The organism is Natronomonas salina (assembly GCF_013391105.1).
GTDB classification, from domain to species: domain Archaea; phylum Halobacteriota; class Halobacteria; order Halobacteriales; family Haloarculaceae; genus Natronomonas; species Natronomonas salina.
Genome location: NZ_CP058335.1, coordinates 2,533,343 through 2,553,492, shown reverse-complemented (window position 1 = coordinate 2,553,492; position 20,150 = coordinate 2,533,343). Strand labels below are relative to the sequence as shown.

At 70.6% G+C, this 20,150-nt stretch carries 22 protein-coding genes; 7 read left to right on the top strand and 15 right to left on the bottom strand.

From position 1 onward, the window contains the following. Window positions 1-21 precede the first annotated feature (21 nt). Window positions 22-1,371: an MFS transporter gene (locus HWV07_RS13285; RefSeq protein WP_178334768.1), complete on the top strand. Its 1,350-nt coding sequence runs from the start codon at window positions 22-24 to the stop codon at window positions 1,369-1,371. 90 nt (window positions 1,372-1,461) lie between these two features. Next, window positions 1,462-1,617 carry a hypothetical protein gene (locus HWV07_RS13280; protein ID WP_178334767.1) on the top strand — a complete coding sequence of 52 codons (156 nt, stop codon included), beginning with the start codon at window positions 1,462-1,464 and terminating at the stop codon, window positions 1,615-1,617. An 82-nt stretch (window positions 1,618-1,699) separates the two neighbouring features. On the opposite strand, the gene HWV07_RS13275 is transcribed toward HWV07_RS13280, so the two are convergent. From HWV07_RS13275 to HWV07_RS13265, 3 genes are all read right to left on the bottom strand, one after another. Continuing rightward, window positions 1,700-1,972, bottom strand: a complete 273-nt coding sequence (locus tag HWV07_RS13275; RefSeq protein WP_178334766.1) for a hypothetical protein — start codon at window positions 1,970-1,972, stop codon at window positions 1,700-1,702. A gap of 188 nt (window positions 1,973-2,160) precedes the next feature. Then, the gene (locus HWV07_RS13270) at window positions 2,161-3,330 is read right to left on the bottom strand and encodes a zinc-dependent alcohol dehydrogenase (RefSeq protein WP_178334765.1); all 1,170 of its coding nucleotides are present in this window, start codon (window positions 3,328-3,330) and stop codon (window positions 2,161-2,163) included. 206 nt (window positions 3,331-3,536) lie between these two features. Then, a complete protein-coding gene (locus HWV07_RS13265; protein ID WP_178334764.1) occupies window positions 3,537-4,298 on the bottom strand; it encodes an SDR family NAD(P)-dependent oxidoreductase in 762 nt (253 codons plus the stop codon). A 107-nt stretch (window positions 4,299-4,405) separates the two neighbouring features. On the opposite strand from HWV07_RS13265, the gene bcp reads away from it, so the two are divergent. Next, entirely contained in the window at window positions 4,406-4,855 is a 450-nt protein-coding gene (gene bcp, locus HWV07_RS13260; protein ID WP_178334763.1) for a thioredoxin-dependent thiol peroxidase, read from the top strand. A gap of 6 nt (window positions 4,856-4,861) precedes the next feature. Here the strand turns inward: bcp and HWV07_RS13255 are convergent, their stop codons facing one another. Beyond that, window positions 4,862-5,260 carry a DUF7988 family protein gene (locus HWV07_RS13255; RefSeq protein ID WP_178334762.1) on the bottom strand — a complete coding sequence of 133 codons (399 nt, stop codon included), beginning with the start codon at window positions 5,258-5,260 and terminating at the stop codon, window positions 4,862-4,864. A 73-nt stretch (window positions 5,261-5,333) separates the two neighbouring features. Here HWV07_RS13255 and HWV07_RS19945 point away from each other — a divergent pair, with 73 nt between their 5' ends. Beyond that, the gene (locus HWV07_RS19945; protein WP_281362299.1) at window positions 5,334-5,468 is read left to right on the top strand and encodes a hypothetical protein; all 135 of its coding nucleotides are present in this window, start codon (window positions 5,334-5,336) and stop codon (window positions 5,466-5,468) included. Here the strand turns inward: HWV07_RS19945 and HWV07_RS13250 are convergent. The 8 genes from HWV07_RS13250 to HWV07_RS13215 form a co-directional block, all read right to left on the bottom strand. After that, window positions 5,462-5,860 carry a DUF8159 domain-containing protein gene (locus tag HWV07_RS13250; RefSeq protein ID WP_178334761.1) on the bottom strand — a complete coding sequence of 133 codons (399 nt, stop codon included), beginning with the start codon at window positions 5,858-5,860 and terminating at the stop codon, window positions 5,462-5,464. The genes HWV07_RS19945 and HWV07_RS13250 overlap by 7 nt on opposite strands. Before the next feature lie 43 nt (window positions 5,861-5,903). Continuing rightward, window positions 5,904-6,323, bottom strand: a complete 420-nt coding sequence (locus tag HWV07_RS13245; RefSeq protein ID WP_178334760.1) for an acyl-CoA thioesterase — start codon at window positions 6,321-6,323, stop codon at window positions 5,904-5,906. Window positions 6,324-6,368: 45 nt separating this feature from the next. Further along, a complete protein-coding gene (locus tag HWV07_RS13240) occupies window positions 6,369-6,932 on the bottom strand; it encodes a DUF6663 family protein (RefSeq protein ID WP_178334759.1) in 564 nt (187 codons plus the stop codon). Window positions 6,933-6,957: 25 nt separating this feature from the next. Next, a complete protein-coding gene (locus HWV07_RS13235; RefSeq protein WP_178334758.1) occupies window positions 6,958-8,121 on the bottom strand; it encodes a geranylgeranyl reductase family protein in 1,164 nt (387 codons plus the stop codon). Window positions 8,122-8,196: 75 nt separating this feature from the next. Next, on the bottom strand, window positions 8,197-9,189 hold the full coding sequence (locus HWV07_RS13230; protein WP_178334757.1) for a WD40/YVTN/BNR-like repeat-containing protein: 993 nt from the start codon (window positions 9,187-9,189) through the stop codon (window positions 8,197-8,199). Between the two features lie 57 nt (window positions 9,190-9,246). Further along, window positions 9,247-9,918: a phosphate ABC transporter permease gene (locus HWV07_RS13225; protein WP_178334756.1), complete on the bottom strand. Its 672-nt coding sequence runs from the start codon at window positions 9,916-9,918 to the stop codon at window positions 9,247-9,249. Between the two features lie 45 nt (window positions 9,919-9,963). Beyond that, entirely contained in the window at window positions 9,964-10,500 is a 537-nt protein-coding gene (locus HWV07_RS13220; protein ID WP_178334755.1) for an FxLYD domain-containing protein, read from the bottom strand. A 27-nt stretch (window positions 10,501-10,527) separates the two neighbouring features. After that, the gene (locus HWV07_RS13215; RefSeq protein ID WP_178334754.1) at window positions 10,528-10,911 is read right to left on the bottom strand and encodes a zinc ribbon domain-containing protein; all 384 of its coding nucleotides are present in this window, start codon (window positions 10,909-10,911) and stop codon (window positions 10,528-10,530) included. 119 nt (window positions 10,912-11,030) lie between these two features. Between HWV07_RS13215 and HWV07_RS13210 the strand changes: the two genes are divergently transcribed. From HWV07_RS13210 to HWV07_RS13200, 3 genes are all read left to right on the top strand, one after another. Continuing rightward, the gene (locus HWV07_RS13210) at window positions 11,031-13,610 is read left to right on the top strand and encodes a BGTF surface domain-containing protein (protein ID WP_178334753.1); all 2,580 of its coding nucleotides are present in this window, start codon (window positions 11,031-11,033) and stop codon (window positions 13,608-13,610) included. 52 nt (window positions 13,611-13,662) lie between these two features. After that, on the top strand, window positions 13,663-13,812 hold the full coding sequence (locus HWV07_RS13205) for a hypothetical protein (protein ID WP_178334752.1): 150 nt from the start codon (window positions 13,663-13,665) through the stop codon (window positions 13,810-13,812). Window positions 13,813-13,961: 149 nt separating this feature from the next. Beyond that, a complete protein-coding gene (locus tag HWV07_RS13200; RefSeq protein ID WP_178334751.1) occupies window positions 13,962-14,930 on the top strand; it encodes a lysylphosphatidylglycerol synthase transmembrane domain-containing protein in 969 nt (322 codons plus the stop codon). Window positions 14,931-15,282: 352 nt separating this feature from the next. On the opposite strand, the gene uvrA is transcribed toward HWV07_RS13200, so the two are convergent. The 3 genes from uvrA to HWV07_RS13185 all read right to left on the bottom strand — a co-directional run bounded on the left by uvrA (window position 15,283) and on the right by HWV07_RS13185 (window position 20,127). Continuing rightward, window positions 15,283-18,228 carry an excinuclease ABC subunit UvrA gene (gene uvrA, locus HWV07_RS13195; protein ID WP_178334750.1) on the bottom strand — a complete coding sequence of 982 codons (2,946 nt, stop codon included), beginning with the start codon at window positions 18,226-18,228 and terminating at the stop codon, window positions 15,283-15,285. A gap of 90 nt (window positions 18,229-18,318) precedes the next feature. After that, window positions 18,319-19,290, bottom strand: coding sequence for a DUF7261 family protein (locus tag HWV07_RS13190; protein ID WP_178334749.1), 972 nt, complete (start codon window positions 19,288-19,290; stop codon window positions 18,319-18,321). Window positions 19,291-19,389: 99 nt separating this feature from the next. Further along, on the bottom strand, window positions 19,390-20,127 hold the full coding sequence (locus HWV07_RS13185) for an SDR family oxidoreductase (RefSeq protein WP_178334748.1): 738 nt from the start codon (window positions 20,125-20,127) through the stop codon (window positions 19,390-19,392). Between the last annotated feature and the right edge of the window lie 23 nt (window positions 20,128-20,150).

Genomic DNA, 20,150 nt, shown 5'->3' with positions numbered 1-20,150 from the left:
CCGCCGTCGATACCACGACCGATGAGCGACGCCGACGGGGTCCGGGCGACGCTTCGCCGGGTGCTGGCCCTGGAGCGGGACGTGCTCGTCCTGTCGGTCGCCATGTTCGCGTTCAGCCTCGGCTTCCAGATGACGAGCCGCTACGTCCCGCGGTACATGTCGACCCTCGGTGCCGGCGCGGTCGCCATCGGCCTGTTCGGCACCGCCAGCAACCTCGTCTCGGCGGTGTATCCGTACCCCGGTGGCGCCCTCTCCGACCGCATCGGCTCGCGACGGGCGCTGACGCTGTTCGGCCTCGCCTCGACGGTCGGGTTCCTCGTGTGGCTCTTCGCGGACCTGTTCGGGACGGTCGTCGTCCCGCCGGTGGGGACGACCCTCGAGGTCGCGGGACGGTCGGTGGTCGTCGGCTGGCTGGAGCCCGCCGTGGTCCCGGTCGGCGTCTTCCTCGGGCTCCTGTTCGCGCAGGCCTGGAAGTCCCTCGGCCTCGGGGCCACCTTCGCCGTCGTCAAGCAGGCCGTCGAACCCGAGGAGCTGGCGACCGGCTTCGCCAGCACCGAGACGTTCCGCCGGACGGCGTTCCTCCTCGGACCGCTGCTGGCCGCGGGCGTCCTCTCCGTGTTCGCCTTCGAGACCGGCTTCCGGGTCGTCCTCGCCGTCGCCGCCGTCGTCGGCCTCGTGGCGGCCGTCGTCCAGCACGTCCTCTACGACCCGTCGGGCGACAGCGTCGGCAAGTCCTTCGCGGGCGTCCGGTCGGTCGTCGACGATCTCCGGGGGATGCCCGACGAGCTCCGGCCGCTTTTGCTCGGCGACACGCTCGTCCGGTTCGCCAACGGCATGGTGTACGTCTTCTTCGTCATCGTCGTCACCGAGTTCCTGGCGGTCGGCGTCGACCTCCCGGTGGTCGGCTCGCTCTCGCCGGACGCCTACTTCGGCGTCCTGCTGGCCATCGAGATGTTCGTCGCGCTGCTCGTGATGGTCCCGGTCTCGCGGCTCTCCCGTCGCGTCGGCCTCAAGCCCGTCGTCGCCCTCGGGTTCGCCGTCTACGCGGTCTTCCCGGTGCTGTTGATCTACGCGCCCGCCGACGCCACCGTCCTGGCGCTGCTGTTCGCCTTCTCCGGGCTCCGGTTCGCCGGCCTCCCCGCGCACAAGGCGCTCGTCGTCGGGCCGGCGGAGCGCGGCGCGGGCGGGCGCGTGACGGGGTCGTACTACCTCGTCCGCAACGTCGTCGTCGTCCCCTCGGCGGCCGTCGGCGGCGCCATCTACGCCGTCTCCCCGGAGACCGCCTTCACCGTCGCGACAGCCGTCGGGCTGCTCGGCGTCGCGCTGTTCCTCGTCTTCGGCGAGGAGTTCGAGGCGGCCGTCGTCGGGTGAGGCCGCGACGCTCCGAGTCCCACCAGCGCTGGATTCGGCCCAAATATCATAGGAGGCAGTATCATCCCCACCTCCGCCGAATCTGTTGGTATGTCGAAGACGGAAACGGAGTCGAAGTGCGTTGCCAGGTGCCGCTCCTGCGGCGAGGTGTTCCCGGCGAAGCTCCGCACCGACGGGTCGCTCCGACCGATCGGGGTGGCCGAGTGCAACTGCGGGAGCGACGACTTCCAGCGGATGGGAATCTGAGACAGGCGATCGGTAGGTCGGTACGCGACCCCTGTGTCAGGCAGTGCGAACGGGACGTCCCGGTCCGTACTCCGAAAAAGTCTCACTCGGGGACATCGATACCTGCTTCCTCGCGTAACTCGGTAGCGCAGCTATCGCACAGCGCCATCTCGCGTCGCCACTCCTCGGTCGACACGAACCACCTGGAATCGGCGCCGCCGCCGCAGTTCGCGCACGCCCGGACGTCGCCTTCCCCAAGCAACTGCGTGACGGTCACCGCGTACAGCGCGCCGCACTCGCAGCGCGGACGGCTATCGGCGGCGCTGAACGACAGCTCCGACCCGCACCCACATTGTATCCGGCCGTTCGCCTCCATCTGACGGTGGACGAGGAGCCGGGTGCATCCCCACCCCGGGATGACGGAAGGCTCCTCATTCGTAGCTGGTACCGCGAGTGAATAAAGGGGCGCTAGAAGCCGCTAGAGGAGTTCGATCCGAATGAAGAGCGGCCGGCTCCCTCGATGGCCCGCTCCAGCGGGCCACGAGAGCCGTCGTCCTGCCCGCCTCAGGGGTTCAGGACGGCCTTGACGCAGCCGTCCTCCTTGTCGCGGAACTTCTCGTAGAGTTCGGGGCCCGCTTCGAGGTCCTCGCTGTGCGTGACGATGAACGACGGGTCGATCTCGCCGGACTCGATGCGGTCCAGCAGCGGGTCGAGGTAGCGCTGGACGTGGGTCTGGCCGGTCTTCACCGTCAGCCCCTTGTTCATCATCGGGCCGGCGGGGAAGTTGTCGACGTGGCCGAGGTAGACGCCGGGGACCGAGAGGGTCCCGCCCTTCCGACAGCACCGGATGGCCTGGCGGAGCACGTGCGGCCGGTCGGCCTCCAGCTTCAGCTGCTGTTTCGCCTTGTCCGCGAAGCCCATCAGGCCGGTGCCGTGGGCCTCCGACCCGACCGCGTCGATGCAGCTGTCCGGGCCGCGGCCGCCGGTCATCGACATCAGTCGGTCGTAGACGTCCTCCTCCTCGAAGTCGATGGTCTCGGCGTCGCCGTGCTGTCGCGCCATCTCGAGGCGCTCCGGCACCCGGTCGATGGCGACGACGCGGCCGGCACCGAGCATCCAGGCGCTCTGGATGGCGAACTGGCCGACGGGACCGCAGCCCCAGACGGCGACCGTCTCGCCCTCGTCGATGTCGGCGTTCTCCGCGGCCATGTAGCCCGTCGGGAAGATGTCCGAGAGGAACAGCACCTGCTCGTCCGGCAGGTCGGAGTCGACCTTGACGGGGCCGACGTCGGCGTAGGGGACCCGGAGGTACTCGGCCTGCCCGCCGGCGTAGCCGCCGAGCATGTGCGAGAAGCCGAACAGCCCCGCCGGCGACTGGCCCATCACCTTCCGGGCCATCTCCGCGTTGGGGTTGGAGTTGTCGCACAGCGAGTAGAGGTCGTCCTGGCAGAACCCACAGGAGCCACAGCTGATGGTGAAGGGGACGACCACCCGGTCGCCCTCCTCGAGGTTCTCGACGGCGTCGCCGACCTCGACGACCTCGCCCATCGGCTCGTGGCCGAGGATGTCGCCCTCCCGCATCGTCGGCATGTAGCCGTTGTACAGGTGGAGGTCGGAGCCGCAGATCGCCGTCGCGGTGATCTCGACGATCGCGTCGTGGGGGTTGACGATCTCCGGGTCCGGCACCTCGGAGACCCGGACGTCCTCCTCGCCGTGCCAGGTGAGCGCCCTCATCGCTGCCCTCCGCGCCGGGCGTCGCCTTCTCTCACAGCGGACCGTTCGGCGGCGGCGCTGGCGTCGATACGACCTGCCGACGGACCCGTAGCTCGGGCTCGACGATCCGGAGACACTGGGTTCACCGTTCGGAACGACTCCCGGATTTTCGGTAAAGATAGTGACGGGTCGGTGGGAGGTTGTTTCCGGTTGGGTGCCGGTCGGCCTCAGCTGGTCGAGAAGCCGCCGTCGACCACGAGGCCGTGGCCGGTCACGAACGACGCCTCGTCGCTGGCCAGGAACGCGATGGCGTCGGCGACCTCCTCGGGTTCGCCGAGGCGCTTCAGGGGGTACTGCTCCTCGGTGCGCTCCTTGGCCTTCTCGGGGTCGCTCTGTGACTCGAAGAACTGGTCGCCGAGCGGCGTCTCGATGAAGCCCGGACAGACCGCGTTGACGCGGACGCCCTTCGGGCCGGCCTCGGCGGCGACCGCGCGGGTGAGGTTCAGCACGGCGCCCTTGGTCAGCGAGTAGACGGCCTGCTTCGGGAGGCCGAGGAACGACGCCAGCGAGCCGACGTTGACGATGGCGCCGGACTCCTGGTCCTTGAGGTGCGGCAGCGCGGACTGGCAGCCGTGCCAGACGCCCTTGAGGTTCACGTCGACGACGTAGTCGAACATGGCGTCCGTGACGTCCTCGGCGTAGGCCGGCGGGTGGCCGACGCCGGCGTTGTTGACCAGGACGTCGAGGCCGTACTCGTCGACGGCGGTCTCGACGACGGCGTCGAACTCCTCGGCGTCGGTGACGTCGAGCTCGTGGAAGACGGCCTCGCCGCCGGCGTCCTCGACGGCGTCGACGGTCTCCTGGCCGCCGTCCTCGTTGACGTCCGTCGCGACGACGAACCCGCCCTCTTCGGCGACCGCCACCGCGGTCGCGCGACCGATCCCGGAACCGGCGCCGGTGATGAACACCGTATCGTTATCGAAGCGCATACCCGTACGATGGTAGCGTGCGACATAAAATCTAGCTAACGACGGGGCGGCGTGGTCGCGACGGCCGCTCCGCAACCGGTATGGTCGGGCGGCGCGGACCCCCGGCCATGCTCGAACCCGGCGACGACGCGCCCGACTTCGAACTCCCGAACCAGGACGGCGAGACGGTGCGGCTCTCGGACTTCGAGGGCCGGGTCGTCCTGTACTTTTACCCGCGGGCCGACACCCCCGGCTGCACGACGGAGGCCTGCGGCTTCCGCGACAACTGGGCGGCCTACGAGGAGCGCGGCATCGCCGTCCTCGGTGTCAGCGACGACCCCGTCTCGGACCTCGCGGATTTCGCCGAAGCGTACGACCTCCCGGTCGAACTGCTCTCCGACGAGGACGGAGCGGTGGCCTCGCGGTACGACTCCTACGGCGAGAAGAACATGTTCGGGAACACCTTCGACGGCGTCTTCCGGAACACGTACGTCATCGGCGACGGCGCGGTCGAGGCCGTCTACGAGGGCGTCGACCCGGAGGGCCACGCCGAGGCGATCCTGGCCGACCTCGACTGATGCCCGTCACCGCCCCTTCGTCTCGACGACGAGCGCCGCCGGCAGTCCGGGGCCGCGCCGGTAGGGGTCGACCTCGAACGCCCGGAGCGTGACGACGACGCGGCCGTCGCCGGTCGACCCCCTGAGCACGACGCCCTGGCCGGTCACCGCGAGGTAGGGGACGTCCGGCACCGGTTGCGCGGCCAGTTCGTACCCTGCGGACTCGACGGCGTCGACCAGCGCCGCCGCGAGCGCCTCGAGCAGACCGGCGCGCTCCAGGAGCGCGCGATAGGGGCCGACCACGGCCTCGCGGTCGGTCGTCGCCTCGCCCTCCCAGCCCGCGGCGACGGCGTCGGCGCAGGAAAGCGCCCGCTCGAGGGTCGGCCGGTGGGCGTCGAGCAGTCGGTCGCGGACGGCGCCGGTCACGGCGAACGTCGGTCGTGCAGCCAGTTAACAGACACCCTCAACGACTACGTGCCAGTAGTTACCACAGTCCGGTATGAGGGAAACGAACCCGACCCGACGGCGCTACCTGCGGGCGGCCGCCGCCGGCCTGGCGGCCGCGTCGGGGGCGGCGCTGGCCGGCTGTAGCGACCCCGGAGACGACGGGGACGGCGACGGCGGCGTCTACTGAACGTCTCCGGTCGCGCCCCAGGCGGGCATCTCGGCGGGCGGCTCCTCGGCCGGCTGCCGCGTCGAGAGGACGAGCGTCGAGAAGTCGGTCTGGGAGATGTCGCCGCGGTCCAGCGCGCGGAACCAGCCGGCGCGGACCTCCCACTCGCCGAGGAAGCCGCCGTCGGTCTCGAAGACCCAGAAGTGGCAGTCCTCCGGCTCCCAGCCCGCCTGGTGGGCGTCGACGAGTTCGGTGCAGACGTTGCCGACGTCGCCCTGCGTCAGGCCCGCGGCGGCCGTCTCGTACTCGACGTGGAGCGTCTCGCCGCCGCCCGCCGCCTGGCGGGCGTGGCGCTCGACGTAGACGCCGAGGCTCATCAGGTTGCGCTCGAGTCGGTCGACGACCTCGGCCATACCCGTCGATTCGCCGCGAGCGAGAAGAATGTGCCGCCGTCGGTCAGACCGGCTCCGGCGGTTCGTCCTGGAACTCCACGACCGCCTCGCGGAACTCCTCGGGGACGCGCGTCGGCGACCCGCTCTCGTCGACGGCGACGTGGACGACCGTCCCCTCGACGAGCAGTTCGCCGTCGGCGTTGCGGCACTCGTAGGCGAACTCGAGGCTGGACTCCTCTATCGCGGTCACGCGCATCGCGTTGGTCAGCCGGTCGCGGAACTCCGCGGGCTTGCGGTAGTTCAGCTCCAGGTTGACGACGTGGACGTCCCAGCCCTGCTCCTCGACCTCGTCGTATGGGTAGCCGACGGCCTCCATGAACTCGGTGAACGTCTCGTCCTGGTAGGTCGCGTAGTTGCCGTAGAAGACGATGCCCTGGGCGTCCGTCTCCGCGAAGCGGACCGTGTTCTCGAAGACCTCGTGCATACGAGTCCCCCCGGGGCGTCGGGGGATAAACCTGCGCCCGCACCCCTAGAGGTACGCGTCGCGCATCGTCTCCTCGAGGAGGCCGTCGGGGTCGAGGACGATGTAGACGAGCACGAACGGCTCCTCGGAGTCGATCACCCACACCGAGAACGGCGGGTTCGCGTCCTCGGGCTGGGCCGCGCGGTCGACGAGCGGGTCCAGGGGCTTGCCGCCGTCGCGGAACTCCTCGAAGAGGTCGCGGCTCCCGGGCTGGTCGGCGAACGTGTAGACGACGCCGTTCGGCTCGTTGTCGGTGCTGTAGGTCACCCGCGAGTTCATCGCCTCGCCCTCGGCGCGGGCGGCCTCGAAGCAGTTCTTCGCGGCCTCGAAGATCGGTTCGTCGGTGCGGACGAACCGGAAGGTGGTCTCGCGGTCGACGGTCGGCGCGTCGACGACCGGCTCGCCGTCCTCGAAGGAGAGGTCGGCGTCGACGCGGTTGCCCACGTCGACGTCGGGCAGCGCCGCGCGGTCGACGTAGAAGGGGTCCGCCGAGTGCACGTCCAGCAGCAGCCGCTCGTCGTCGGTCCGGCCCGGCAGCACGCGGAAGGGACCGTCCGTCCTCGGGGTCATGTCGGCCGTAGCCCGCCCGACCGTATCACTCCCACGAAAGCATCGCCCGGAGCTGCGCCCGCGAGAACAGCGACGTCGGCCGGTCCATGTGGACGGCGATCTCGCCGGCGAAGGCGCGCAGCCCGGCCCGCTGGACCGGCCGCGGCAGCGAGTAACCCGCCCGGACGAGCGTCCCGAGCGCCTGGTCGCGGGACAGCTCGTCGCGCCAGGCGCGCTCGTAGTCGTCCAGCGTCGCCGGCTGCCCGGGGTCGATCTCCCGGGCCGCGACGTCGGCCGCGCGCATCCCGTAGAGGATGCCGCCGCCGGTGAACGGCTTCGTCTGGGCGGCGGCGTCGCCGAGCAGGAAGCTCCGCTTGCCGACCGTCCGGTCCGGCGGGCCGATGGGGATGGCCCCCGAGCAGCGGTTCTCGATCTCGACGTCGTAGTCCGCGAGCAACTCGTCGAAGCGCTTCGGCGCGTCGTCGCCCGGCGCGACCGCCAGGCCGTATTCGACGCCGGCCTTGCCGCGGGGGATGCGCCACGCGAAGAACCGCGGGACGGTGAGGTGGACGTCGACGAAGTCCTGGTGGTCGGGGTCGGGGTCGAACCCCAGGACGCCGTGCAGCAGCTCCTCGGGCTCGGGCAGGCCGACCTCGCCGCGGACCTTCGACCGCGGGCCGTCGGCGCCGCAGACCAGCCGCGCCTCGAACGTCTGGACGCCGTCCGGGCCGCGGGCGGTCACCTCGACGCCGCCCGGTTTCTCGTCGACGCCGGTGACGGTGTGGCCGTCGCGGACCTCGGCGCCGGCCTCCGAGGCCGCCCGCGCGAGCGCCTTGTCCAGACCAACCCGGTCGATGGCGTTCGAGACCGGCTCGTCCTTGTAGAAGGGGTAGGCCCGGCTGTCGGCGCCCCCGAGGTGGAACCGGGCGCCGTAGATGGCGTTCTGGAAGAGGTCGTCGTGGACCTCGCGGCTCGCGGCTCGCGGCTCGGTTCGCGCGCCGCTCTCCGCTCGCTCGTCCCGAGACCCTCCCTCGGGTCGGGTCTCGCCCGGGACGAAGTCCCAGATATCCAGACTGACGTGCCCCGAGCAGGCGAGCGGCCGGCCGATCTCGCCGGACTCGAGGACGAGCACGTCGCGGCCCCGCTCGGCCGCCGAGCGCGCGAACCGCGAGCCCGCGGGGCCGGCCCCCACCACGACGAAGTCGTACATGTTCGTGGGAGGGACGCCAGCGGGGAAATATTCTCTGGGTCCGCCGCGTCGCCGGCTCCCGGAGGCTACCTCGCGCTACAGGACGGCCAGTCCGCGCGGCGTCTGGGAGACGAACTCCTCGTCCCACGGGGCGTCGCACTCGGTCCACGACCGGCCGTCGTCACCGGAGCGGTACAGCCCCCGGTTCGTCAGCGCGTAGTAGGTCCCCGTCTCGCCGTCGACGTCGAGGACCGCCCGGGCCATGCCGTCGGGGCCGGGGAGGCCGTCCATACTCCGTTCCCACTCCCCGTCGGGGTCATCCCGGCGGTAGACGTACGACGTCGCGTCTGGCGGGGAGTGGGCGGCTCCCGGGCCGGTGGCGCTCGACAGCACGACGGTGTCGGGGTCGTCGGGCGCCGGGACGACGCTCCAGCAGTAGGTGTGCCCGAGGCCCTCCTGGGGGTACGACCAGGTGTCGCCGCCGTCGCGGGACTCCGCGTAGCCGTCGCCGGCGGCCGAGTAGACGCGGCCGGGCGCGTCGGGGTGCGTCGCCAGCGAGTGGTTGTCCCGGCGGGCGCCCTCGGGGCGGTCCCGCCAGGTGGCGCCGGCGTCGTCGGTCCGGAGGAGCGCGCCCGCCTCGACGCCGACGTAGAGTCGGTTCGGGTCGGCGGGGTCCGGCTCGATCCACCGGACGTGGTGGGTGTCCGGCCGCGGCGGGAAGTACCAGTCGTCCTCCGAGGGGAGGTCCCGGATCCCGGGGCGGGGCTCCCAGGTCTCGCCGCCATCGGTCGAGCGGTAGACCTGGCTGGGCTCGGTGCCGGCCCAGACGAGGTCGGGGTCGGCGTGGTCGACGGCGACCGCCGTCACGCGCTCGGACTCGAGGGTGTCCTGGCCGACGCGGTCGAGCCCGTCGCCGCCGTCGGTCGAGCGGTAGAGGCCCTCGTCGAACGTCCCGACGAAGAACCGGTCGGGCGCCTCGGGGTGGGCGGCCAGGCACTCGACGTCGCGGTCGAGGTGCCGGACGGCCGCCTCGCCGTCCTCGGGGACGACGAGCAGGCCGTTCCGCATCGCGGCGTAGACGGTGGGCATGCCCGAGGGTAGCACGCGGAGCGAGAAAAGGTGACTGGCGGGACGGCTACGAGTTTGTCAGGCTTCCTTGCCCTTGCGGCCGAGGACGCGCCCGAGGCCGGGGACGACGGTGGCCAGCCGCGTCACCCAGCCCAGCTTGAACAGGCCGATCTGCGAGAGGACGCCCAGGACGAACAGCGCGCCGAACAGCGGGACGTCGGCGCCGAGCAGGGTCGTCGTCCCGAGCGGGTCGAAGAGGATCGGGTCCGGGGAGAGCGCGTCGCGGGCGGCCGCGAGGTTCCCCGGTCCGACCGCACCGGAGGCCAGCGTGGCCCCGACGAAGGCGGTGACGAACGTCAGTGCGACCTTGGTGAGCGCGAAGCCGACGACGGCGCCGGCGATGCCCGCGACGATCATCACGAGGTACTTGATCAGCCCGCCGTCGGTGAAGATCGGCGTGATGACGTACAGCCCGAGGTAGGCGCCGACGACGAACGCCGGGACGGACGTGGCGAACGACAGCGCGACGTAGGCCAGCGCGGCGCCCAGGGCTGCGCCGACGAGGACGACCCCCGCGAGCGCGGGCAGGCCGCCGGCGCCGAACGCGCCGAGCAACTGCGGCCCGAGGACGTAGCCGCCGGCCGCGCCCATGATGCAGCCGAGCAGCGCCGTGGCGTACACCGACAGGGCGGCGCCGAAGAACACCAGCACCAGCCCGGCCAGCACGAGCCCGATAGTTACCAGTTCCATACCACGTACTCATACTGGAGCAAGATAAGTCTCGTGCCGGATACACTACTCCGAGGTATCGACCCGCACCTCCGCGTCGGCGAACCGGCGCATCTCGTCGCCACCCTCGAAACGGAGGAAGAAAAGCTGTGTGGTGCCCGGCTGCAGCGGCGCGAGCCGGGTCGACTCGCTGCGGATCTCCTCGCCCTCGGCGTCCAGCAGCGTCGCCGTGACGACCACGTCGTCGGCCGTCGCGTCGCCGGCGTTGGTGACCTCGCCGGTCACGACGACCGTCGGGCGCTCGGAGTCCGCGTCGTGCATCGTCGCGTCCGACTCCCAGGAGACGTCCGGGTCGTCGAAGACGCCGAAGCCGACCAGGAAGCCGCCGACCCCCGCCGCCAGCAGCGCCGCGACGGCGAGCCACGCGAGCGCGCCGACCGCCCGCGAGTCCTCGCCGCGGAGGAACGGCAGCGCCAGCGCCAGCGCGCCGCCGGCGACGACTGCGAGGCCTCCGGCCGCCGAGTACGAGAGGACGAACCCCGAGAAGACGACCGCGATTCCGCCGACGGCGAAGGCGAGGACGTCGGCGTCGCTGACCCCCACGCTACACCCCGCCTCCGGTCCGGTCGGTCACACCACCACCAGGACGAGCGCGCCGAGGAGCACGAGCGCGCCGGCCGCCCCGGCGGTCGGTTTCGAACCGATCGGCTGGTCGAGCTGCTCCTCGACGACCGCCTGGACCGGCGGCAGCACCGCCAGCCCGGCCAGCAGGAAGAAGAACCCCGCGACGTCGAGCAGCGTCGCCAGCCCGGCGACGACGGCGACGTACCCCGCCGCGTAGCGGACGCGGTGCTCCAGGGAGTCGGCGACGCCGCCCGCGCCGAACTCGTTGGCCTGCTGCTGGATGTAGGCCCGGAACCGCGTCCTCGCCTCGTCGGTCTGTGGGGTCGCGCACATCGGACAGAACCGGTAGGGAGACTGCAGTTCGGCCCCGCAGTGCCGACACTCCGCCATACACCAGGGTCCGCGGACGACCCTCCTAAACGCCCCGGCGGTGTCGGCGACCGTATCGCGGCTCGACACCGACCGAACGCTATTCGACCGGTCGGGCGGACGCATACCAAGCGCGACCGATGACGCTCCCGACAGCCAGCCGCGGCGCACTCGCCGGCCTCCTCGCAGCGGCGCTGCTGGCTGCCGGCGCGGCCGGGTTCGTGGCGCCGGCAATGGCGGAGGGGAGTTCAAACTCGATTACCTACCATGTCGACGGTGATGAACGCTCGCCTGCGGCGGATGACCCGGTGTTCCGGAACGAGACCGTGACCGTCACCGGTCTCGAGTCCGGAGCCGATTACGACCTCCGAACATTCGATCCCGACAGTGGCACTGCGGGCGAGCCTGTAACCCACCTCGATACATCGGGCTCGACCAGTGCGACGATAGACACTGGCAACGTCTCAGGCGAACCACTCCCGCTGGGCTGGTACGTCGTCAACGAGACCGGTGGCGGAAATCAGATCGATGCAAGCCGCGAAAACGCGTTCCGGCTAACCGAAGAGGACCTCTCGGCATCGTTCACCGCCGGCACCGTCGACAGCACCGGCGACGGGGCGCAGACGAAGTTCACGGTGGACTCCAACCGCGGCGGGACCCTCGACGCTCGCGTCACGGCGCAGGGGCTCGACGAGGACGAGCTGTACGCCCTCTTCCGGGGCGACGAGAACGACGCCGTCGAGCGCGACGGCGGCGCCGTCGTGCTCCGGGACATCTCCCCCGGGGAGTCCGTCCCGGTGGACTTCGAGGCCGTCCACCCGGCCTCCTACGAACTCGAGGTCGCCGCGACCGACACTGGGGCGACCGATACGGCGCCGGTCACCGTCCAGGAGCGCGAGATGAGCGCCTCGTTCGGGAAGACCGTCTACGAGGCCGACACCGGCGACTTCATCACGTTCAGCACCGGCTTCCAGGGGACCGGCGAGGGGTACGTCATCGTCGGCGGCGACCGGGTGACCCCGGGCGCCGAACTCACGAACTTCATCGACGTGCTGTACGTCGGCGGCGGCTCGACCGTCACGATCAACACGCGGCTGCTCGGGTCCGACGCGCCCGCCGAGGAGGTCTACGTCGGCGGCTCGGTCACGAGTTACGCGCACTCGCCGGACGACCCCGTCTTCGACGACCTCGAGTTCGTCGACGCCGGCGGCGAGCGGGTGGCCGACGACCTCGACTCGTTCCGCAGCGAGGTCGGGATCGGCGAGCCGCTGGGGCCGCTGGAGGAGGGCCGGTACCGCCTGCTCGCGGGCACCGGTGACGTCGTTGTTCGCGACGACGGCGTCCCGGACTTCGAGCGGCCGCTGGCGCGCTCGAACCTCTTCCTCACACCGCCATCGTACGGCAACCTCACCACCTACGTCGCCCCGCGCGACGAGGCCAGCGCGACCGACGGCCCCGGCGACCTCCGGTCGTCGCTGACCGAGCGGTCCACCGTCACCAAGGGCGACCGCCTCGTCTTCGAGTTCGACGCGACCGGCTTCCACGGCACGCTCTCGTGGGCGGGCGAGGGCGCCGACCCGCTCTCCGGCGGCGGGACGATGCACCCCGCGACGCTGGCCGGTCTGCTCGACCTCCCGGCCGGGTTCACGATCGAGGCCGTGCAGCGAGCCCCCGGTCCCAACCGGGTCCCGACCGAACTCGACCTGGCCGGTGCCGCCGACGGCGAGGCGTACTTCCTCGCCGAGGACGCCCGCGGCGGCGCGGACGACGCCGGCTCGACAGACACCTACTACCTCGTCGTCGACACCCGCGGCACCGGCCCGTTCGACGGCGTCCCGGAACCCGGCGAGACCTACGACTACGGGGTCGGGTTCGAGGCCTCGCCGGACGGCCGCTACCGGTTCGACCGCGTCGACCACGCCGCGAAAATCGCCAGCAGCGACGCGGTCGACCACTACCCGTACCTCGAACCCGGCGGCGACGGCCGGCTCTGGACCGGCAACGTTACCGTCGAGGCGCCGACGCTGGAGTACGACCGCACGGACGCCGACGGCCGCCCGATCGTGGTGAACCGCTCGGGCGCGACGATCTCGGGACGGATCAACTACGCGCCGGGGACCGAGATGTCCGTCCAGTTGCTCCCGGACAACCGCACCGACCGCCAGCCCATCGCCGTCCAGTCCGTCGACGTCACGGAGAACGGCACCTTCGAGATATCCCACGACCTCGCGGAGCGGGCGGCCGGCGAGACCCTGGGCCTGGAGTTCTACGTCCGCGAGAAGCTGTTCGACAAGCGCGCGGTCGCAGTCGTCGACTCCGGCGACGACTTCCCGGCCTTCGACCTCGTCGAGACCCCCGAGGAGCTCGCCGTCGACGAGAACGGGACGACGACCCTCTCGGCGGGCGTCCACAACCCCGGCAGCCTCCCTGGCCGGGAGCGCGTCGAACTCCGCGTCGCCGGCGAGGTCGTCGACGCCCGAACGCTCACCGTCGGCGGCAACGAGACCACCACCGTGACCTTCGACGTCCCCGCCGGGAACCGCTCGGTCGGCTCCTACGACTACACCGTCGTCACGCCGGACGACCGGCTCTCGGGAGCCCTCGAGGTCAGAGCGACCACCGACCCGTCCGACGGGGGTGGGGCCGATCCGGGCTCCGGACCCGACGGCACGCCGACCGGACCCGGGCAACGGCACGGACTCGACGCCGACTGCCACTGAGACGCCGACCGGGGCGGGACCAGATGGGGGCGACTCCGGCGGCCTGTTCGGCTTGCCGATCCCGGTCGGCGGCCGCCACGCCGTCGGCGGTGCCGTGATCGTCGGTGGCGTCTACGTCCTCGACTACGTGCGGACCTCTCCAGCGGCGGTCCGGCGAGGCGTCGCGTCGGCGCAGGCGCTCCTGCGGGAGCTCCAGGAGTGACCCCGCGAAGCCGCCCGGAGCGGCGGCGACACCCGGGGGCTTAACCGTCCGGTCGTCCACAGCCAGGCCATGAGACGGATCGCGGCCGGGTTCCTCGCCAGCGCGGCCGTCCTGGGGGCGTTCGTCTTCCTCACCGACCCCGGCGCCGTGTGGGCGTACGCCTCGGGGGCGGACCCGCTGGTGCTCGCCGTCGGGCTCCCCGTCGGTTCTCGCCGCGCTCGTCTTCTGGAGCGAGGCCTACCGGCGGCTGTTCGCCGCCGCTGGCGCGACCGACCTCGCGGCCGGCCCGGCGTTCGCGGCCTACGGCGCCGGCGCGTTCACCAAGCAGATCGTCCCGCTGGGGCACCTCGGCGGCCCGGCCATCGTCGCCTACGCCTACGACCGCGCGGTGGCGATGGGCTACGACCGGTCGTTCGCGGTGGTCACCGTCGGCGAGGCCATCGCGCTCGCCGGCTCGGTGTCGCTGGCGATCCTCGGCGCCGCGGGGGTCGCCGCGGCCGCCTCGACGCTCGACTATCGCCTCCTCGTGGCGTCGGTGCTGCTCGCCGCGAGCACGCTCCTCGCCGCCGTCGCCGTCGTCCTGTACCGACGCCGGTGGGTGGGGCCTGGCGGTCCACGGTCTGGCGCGGCTGCTCGCGGCGACGGTCGGGCGCGTCTCCGGGCGTGTCCAGCGGGTCAGCGACGCCGCCTCGATCGACGCCGCGCTGGAGCGGTACTACCGGACCCTGGACGGTGTCGCCGGCGACCGCCGGGCGCTCGCCGCCGCCGTCGGGTTCACGTTACTGGGGTGGGTCTGCTTCTCGCTGCCGCTGTACACGACCGCCCGCGCCGTCGGCGTCGACCTCCCGCTGTTCCTGGCGTTCTTCCTCGTGCCGGCCAGCGGGCTCACGACGGCGTTCCCGCTGCCCGGCGGCCTCGGCGGCTACGAGATCGCCCTTGCGGGCGCGATGGTCTTCCTCGTGAGCGCCGACCCGGGAGCCGCCGCCGCCGCGGTCCTGCTGTACCGCCTCTGGTCGTACTGGCTGTTGCTCCTGGTCGGCGGCGTCGCGGCGGCGTTCGCGGCGACGACCGACAGACGCGGCGAGGGTCAAGGCGACCGCACTGCTGGACGGGACTGAGCAAAGCTAACGAGCCGCTACGGAGCATCCGCGCGAGCGGTGGCGAGGTCGTTCGAAAGGCGCGAAGTGCCTTTCGTGATGACGAAAGACGGCCAGAGGCCGTCTTTCGAACCACGTGAGCGGAGCGAACGCCTCGAACAGTCGAACGGTGAGCGAAGCGTGAGACGAGCGACCGAGCGGTTCTCGGCGACGAGCGAACAAAGTGAGCGAGTCGCCGTAGCGCGCGCGGACTGGAGCGAGCGAAGCGAGCGAAAGGAGCACGCGCGCATATTTTCCCCATGCCCGACTGAGCGAGCGCTCGGAGAGCGCTCGCGAAGGAGGTGCAAAAAGTGGGTGCTGAAAAGTGGGTCCGTTAGTCGTCTCCGGCCGCCTGCGTCCGGCCGCCGCCGCGCGGCCCCTCGAGGTCGACGGCGGGCAGCAGGTCCCGGAGGTACCGCCCGGTGTGGGACTCGTCGGTCTGGGCGACCTCCTCGGGGGTGCCCTGGGCGACGAGGGCGCCGCCGTGTTCGCCGCCCTCGGGGCCGAGGTCGACGATGTGGTCGGCGTTCTTCACGAGGTCGAGTTCGTGCTCGACGACGACGACCGTGTTGCCGTCGTCGGTGAGGCGGTGGAGCACCTCGATGAGCTTCCGCTCGTCCTCGCTGTGGAGGCCGGTGGTGGGCTCGTCGAGGAGGTAGAGCGCGTCGCCGGAGTCCTTCTTGCCGAGCTCCTCGGCGAGCTTCACGCGCTGGGCCTCGCCGCCGGAGAGCGTGGTGGAGGGCTGGCCGAGGCGCATGTAACCGAGGCCGACGTCCTTCAGCAGCTGGAGCCGGCGGCGGATGCCGGGATGGCCCTCGAAGAAGTCGTAGGCCTCGTCGACCTCCATGTCGAGGACGTCGGAGATGGTGGCGTCCTTGTAGGTGACCTCCAGAGTCTCGTCGTTGTAGCGTTCTCCCTCGCACTCCTCGCAGGGGACGTAGACGTCGCTGAGGAAGTTCATGTCGATCTTGACGGTGCCCTGTCCGCCGCAGGACTCACAGCGGCCGCCCTTGACGTTGAACGAGAAGCGGCCCTTCTCGTAGCCGCGCTGCTTCGAGAGCTTCGTCTCGGCGAACAGCTCCCGGATGTGGTCGAAGACGCCGGTGTAGGTCGCGGGGTTCGACCGCGGCGTCCGGCCGATGGGCGACTGGTCGATGAGCCGGACGGTCTCGACCTGGTCGATGCCCTCGATGTCGTCGTGCTCGCCGGGGAAGACGTCGGTGTCGTTCATCCGGCGGACCAGCCCCTTGTAGAGGATCTCGTGGAGCAGCGTCGACTTCCCGGAGCCGGAGACGCCGGTGATGGCGGTGAAGCAGCCCAGCGGGAACTCGATGTCCAGGTCCCGGAGGTTGTGCTGGCGGGCGCCGCGGACGGTGAGGTAGCCGTCGGCTTCGCGGCGCTGGCTCGGCACCGGGATCTGCCGGCGGCCGGCGAGGTAGTCGCCGGTGATGGAGCCCTCGGTGTCCATGACCGCTTCGACGTCGCCGTTGGCGACGACCTCGCCGCCGCGCTTGCCGGGGCCGGGGCCCATGTCGATGACGTTGTCGGCGCGCCACATCGTCTCCTCGTCGTGCTCGACGACGACGAGCGTGTTGCCGAGGTCGCGGAGGCCCTCGAGGGTGTCCAGCAGCTTGTCGTTGTCGCGCTGGTGGAGCCCGATGGAGGGCTCGTCGAGCACGTAGAGGACGCCGACGAGGCCGCTGCCGACCTGCGTCGCCAGCCGGATGCGCTGGCTCTCGCCGCCGGAGAGCGTCGAGGCCTCCCGATCCAGCGTGAGGTACTCGAGGCCGACCTCCTCCATGAAGCCGAGACGAGAGCGGATCTCCTTGAGGATCTCCTCGGCGATCTTGCGCTCGCGTGCGTCGAGGTCGGCGTTGAGCCCCTCGAAGTGCTCGAGGGCGTCGCCGATCGACAGCCGGTTGACCTCGGTGATGGCAGTGTCGGCGACGAGGACCGCGCGGGACTCGGGCTTCAGCCGCGTGCCGTCGCAGGCCGGGCAGGTCGTCGTCGCCATGTACTTCTCGATGTGGTCGCGAGTGCCCTCCGAATCCGTCTCGACGTAGCGGCGCTCGAGGTTCGGGATGACGCCCTCGAAGCGCTTCTGCTTGCGCCGGGTGCCGTTCTTCGTCCGGCGCTCGAAGGTGACCTGCCGCTTCGTGCCGTAGAGGAACTGCTCCTGGACGTCCTCGTCGAGCTCCTCGAACGGGGTGGTGACGCTGACGCCGAAGTGGTCGGCGACACTGTCGAGCCGCGTCCGGTAGTACGACCGGTTGTAGCTCCACGGCTCGAAGACGTTCTTGATGGGCTTCGAGGGGTCGCGGACGACGAGGTCCTCGTCGACCTCCTTCGTCTCGCCGATACCCTCACACTCCGGGCAGGCGCCGTGCGGCGAGTTGAAGGAGAACGACCGCGTCTCGATCTCGGGAAGGTCGATGCCGCAGTGCGTGCAGGCCAGTTCCTCGGAGAACTCGACGACGATCCGGCCGTCGTCCTCGCCGGCGAGGTCGCCGGTCCGCCGGGACTCGGTGCCGATGTCGGCCGCCCGAATCTCGTCGGTCGGGTCCGGCAGGACGACCTTCAGGACGCCGTCGGCCTCCTCGAGGGCCATCTCGACGGAGTCGGTGATCCGCGAGCGGGACTCCTCGCTGAGCTTCACGCGGTCGACGACGACGTCGATGGTGTGGTCGTAGTTCTCGTCGAGGTCCGGCGTCTCCATCGAGAGGTCGTACTCCTCGCCGTCGACCTCGACGCGGGTGTACCCCTCGCCGACGAGCTCCTCGAAGCGGTCCTCGAAGGCGCCCTTCTGGTCGCGGACGACCGGCGCACAGATCTTCGCGCGGGTGCCCTCCGGCAGTTCGAGCAGCCGGCGGACCATCTGCTGGGCGCTCTGCTCGCCGACCTCGCGGCCGCACTCGGGGCAGTGCGGCGTCCCCACCCTCGCGTACAGCAAGCGGAGGTAGTCGTGCAGCTCCGTGACGGTCCCCACCGTCGACCGTGGGTTGTTGGCGGCGTTCTTCTGGTCGATACTGATCGCGGGCGAGAGCCCCTCGACGTTCTCGACCTGCGGCTTGTCCATCTGCCCCAGGAAGTTGCGGGCGTACGCGGAGAGCGACTCGATGTAGCGGCGCTGCCCCTCGGCGTAGACGGTCTCGAACGCCAGGGAGGACTTCCCCGACCCGGATAACCCCGTGACGACGGTGAACTCCTCGCGCGGGATGGACACGTCGATGTCCTTCAGATTGTGCTCGGAGGCACCACGGACGACGATGTCGTCGGTCATTACACTGGGGCAGGAACTCGCCGAGGGAAACCCTGTCGGTTCCGGAGACCCCCGGCGCGTGCGAACCGCTTTCCTGCCGCTATGGGCCGGTTAGCTAGCGTAGGTCTCCTCGCGTACCGCGTGGGTCCCGCGCCGCTCGTAAGTCATGTCGGCCTTCTCGTAGTGGCTGGCGTAGGAGACCGAGTAGACGACCGCCTGAGCGGTGGGGTTGCCGCTATTCGGGTCGTCGAAATCGGTCGTGTCGACGGCATTCGAGCCGTTGACGACGAGGTTGTAGGTACCTTCTACGGATTCGGAGTTATCGAAGGAGATGCTGACCGATCCGTTGAGATCGTCGGAGAAGTTCAGGGCATCACAGTTCGCCCCTGCAAGCGACTCGTTAGTGAAGTTGACGACCGCAGAAGTTGCGCCCCCCCTGCAGGTACCGTCGTCGCCGAAGAGGCTAGCCATGTCCGATTGCGTCGCCGGATCACCGGAGTGGACGACGACGTCCGTCCCGTTCTGGAAGACGTAGAGGTCCCAGTCCTCGGACGAATTGCTCACCCGAACGCGGAAGGAGTTGGTCACGTCGTTCGGAGTAGACGGATCGTACAACTCACTCTGGGTGACCTCCATGGCGAAGGCACCGACTCCGCTAGCACCATCGACTGGCTTCCAATCGACCGTTCGGGAGTTCGAGGTGAAGTTTCGATTAGAGTCCTGCTCCAGCCGCCACCCGACGTGCGCCGTATGCTCCACGTCGATCCCGATCCCCTGCATCGCGCCGCGGCGTTGCTGGGCGGACTCCCAGCTGTCCATCGTATCGTTGAACGTGGTTTCGGCGCCGCTGGCGTCGGATTCATTGGCCGAGTTCGTCCGCTCGTAGGCCTCGGCGATGGTCTCGTCCGTCGCGAGCGTGAAGGACAGCGCGCCGTCGGTGTCCGTCGTCTCGCGGCTCGAGAGGTTCTCCGCGTAGATGCCGGAGTTGAGCACGAGCGCGAGGCCGACGAATATCGCCGCGATGACCAGCGCCGCGACGATGATCACCTGCCCGCGACTGCGGTCCTCGGAGCGTAGCTGCATTCCGTTGGCAGTCCCTTTCGCCCCTGCCTATTTCAACGGGACGGCGGACTCAATAATGGATGTGCGGGTCGGTTGCGGTCGCAGCGGCAGGGCGGCGGATCAGACGTCCTCCGGGAGCCACCCGCCGTCGATCTCGACGTTCTCGCCGCTGATGTACCCGGAGTCCTCGTCGACGAAGAACAGCAGCGCCTGCACGAGGTCCTCGAGGCTTGCCCAGCGGCCCCGGGGCGCCTCGTCGGGGAAGGCGTCGCTCGTCTCGACGACGTACGGCGAGATGGCGTTGACGGTGATGCCGTCGTGCTGGGTGTCGGCGGCGAGCATCCGGGTGAACATGAGCACGCCCGTCTTGGCGACGAAGTACGGGAAGTTCTCCGGGGAGACGGCGCCGCGCTCGGCGGAGGCGTAGCCGACGTTGACGATGCGGCCCCACTCTGCCTCGCGCATCGGCCCGAGGGCGCGCTTCGAGCAGAGCATCGTCGCCGTCAGGTTCGTGTCCACGACGCGCTGCCACTCCTCGAGAGCGAGGTCGCTCCAGTGGGCGGGCGCGAAGTCGCCGACGTTGTTGACGAGGACGTCGACGCTCCCCAGTTCGGCCTCGGCGGTCACGAAGAGATGGTCGACGGCCTCGGGGTCGGTGACGTCCGCGGCGACGGCGGTCGCGTCGACGCCCCGTTCGCGGGCCTCCGCGGCGGTCGCCTCCGCGGCCGCCTCGCTGGTGTTGTAGTGGACGACCACGTCCGCGCCGGCGTCCGCGAGCGCGAGCGCGTAGGCCTTGCCGATGCCCCGGGCGCTCCCGGTGACGAGCGCGACGCGTCCCTCGCAGTCGGGGTCGAGCATACCGGCCGTTCGGCGGAGGGCCG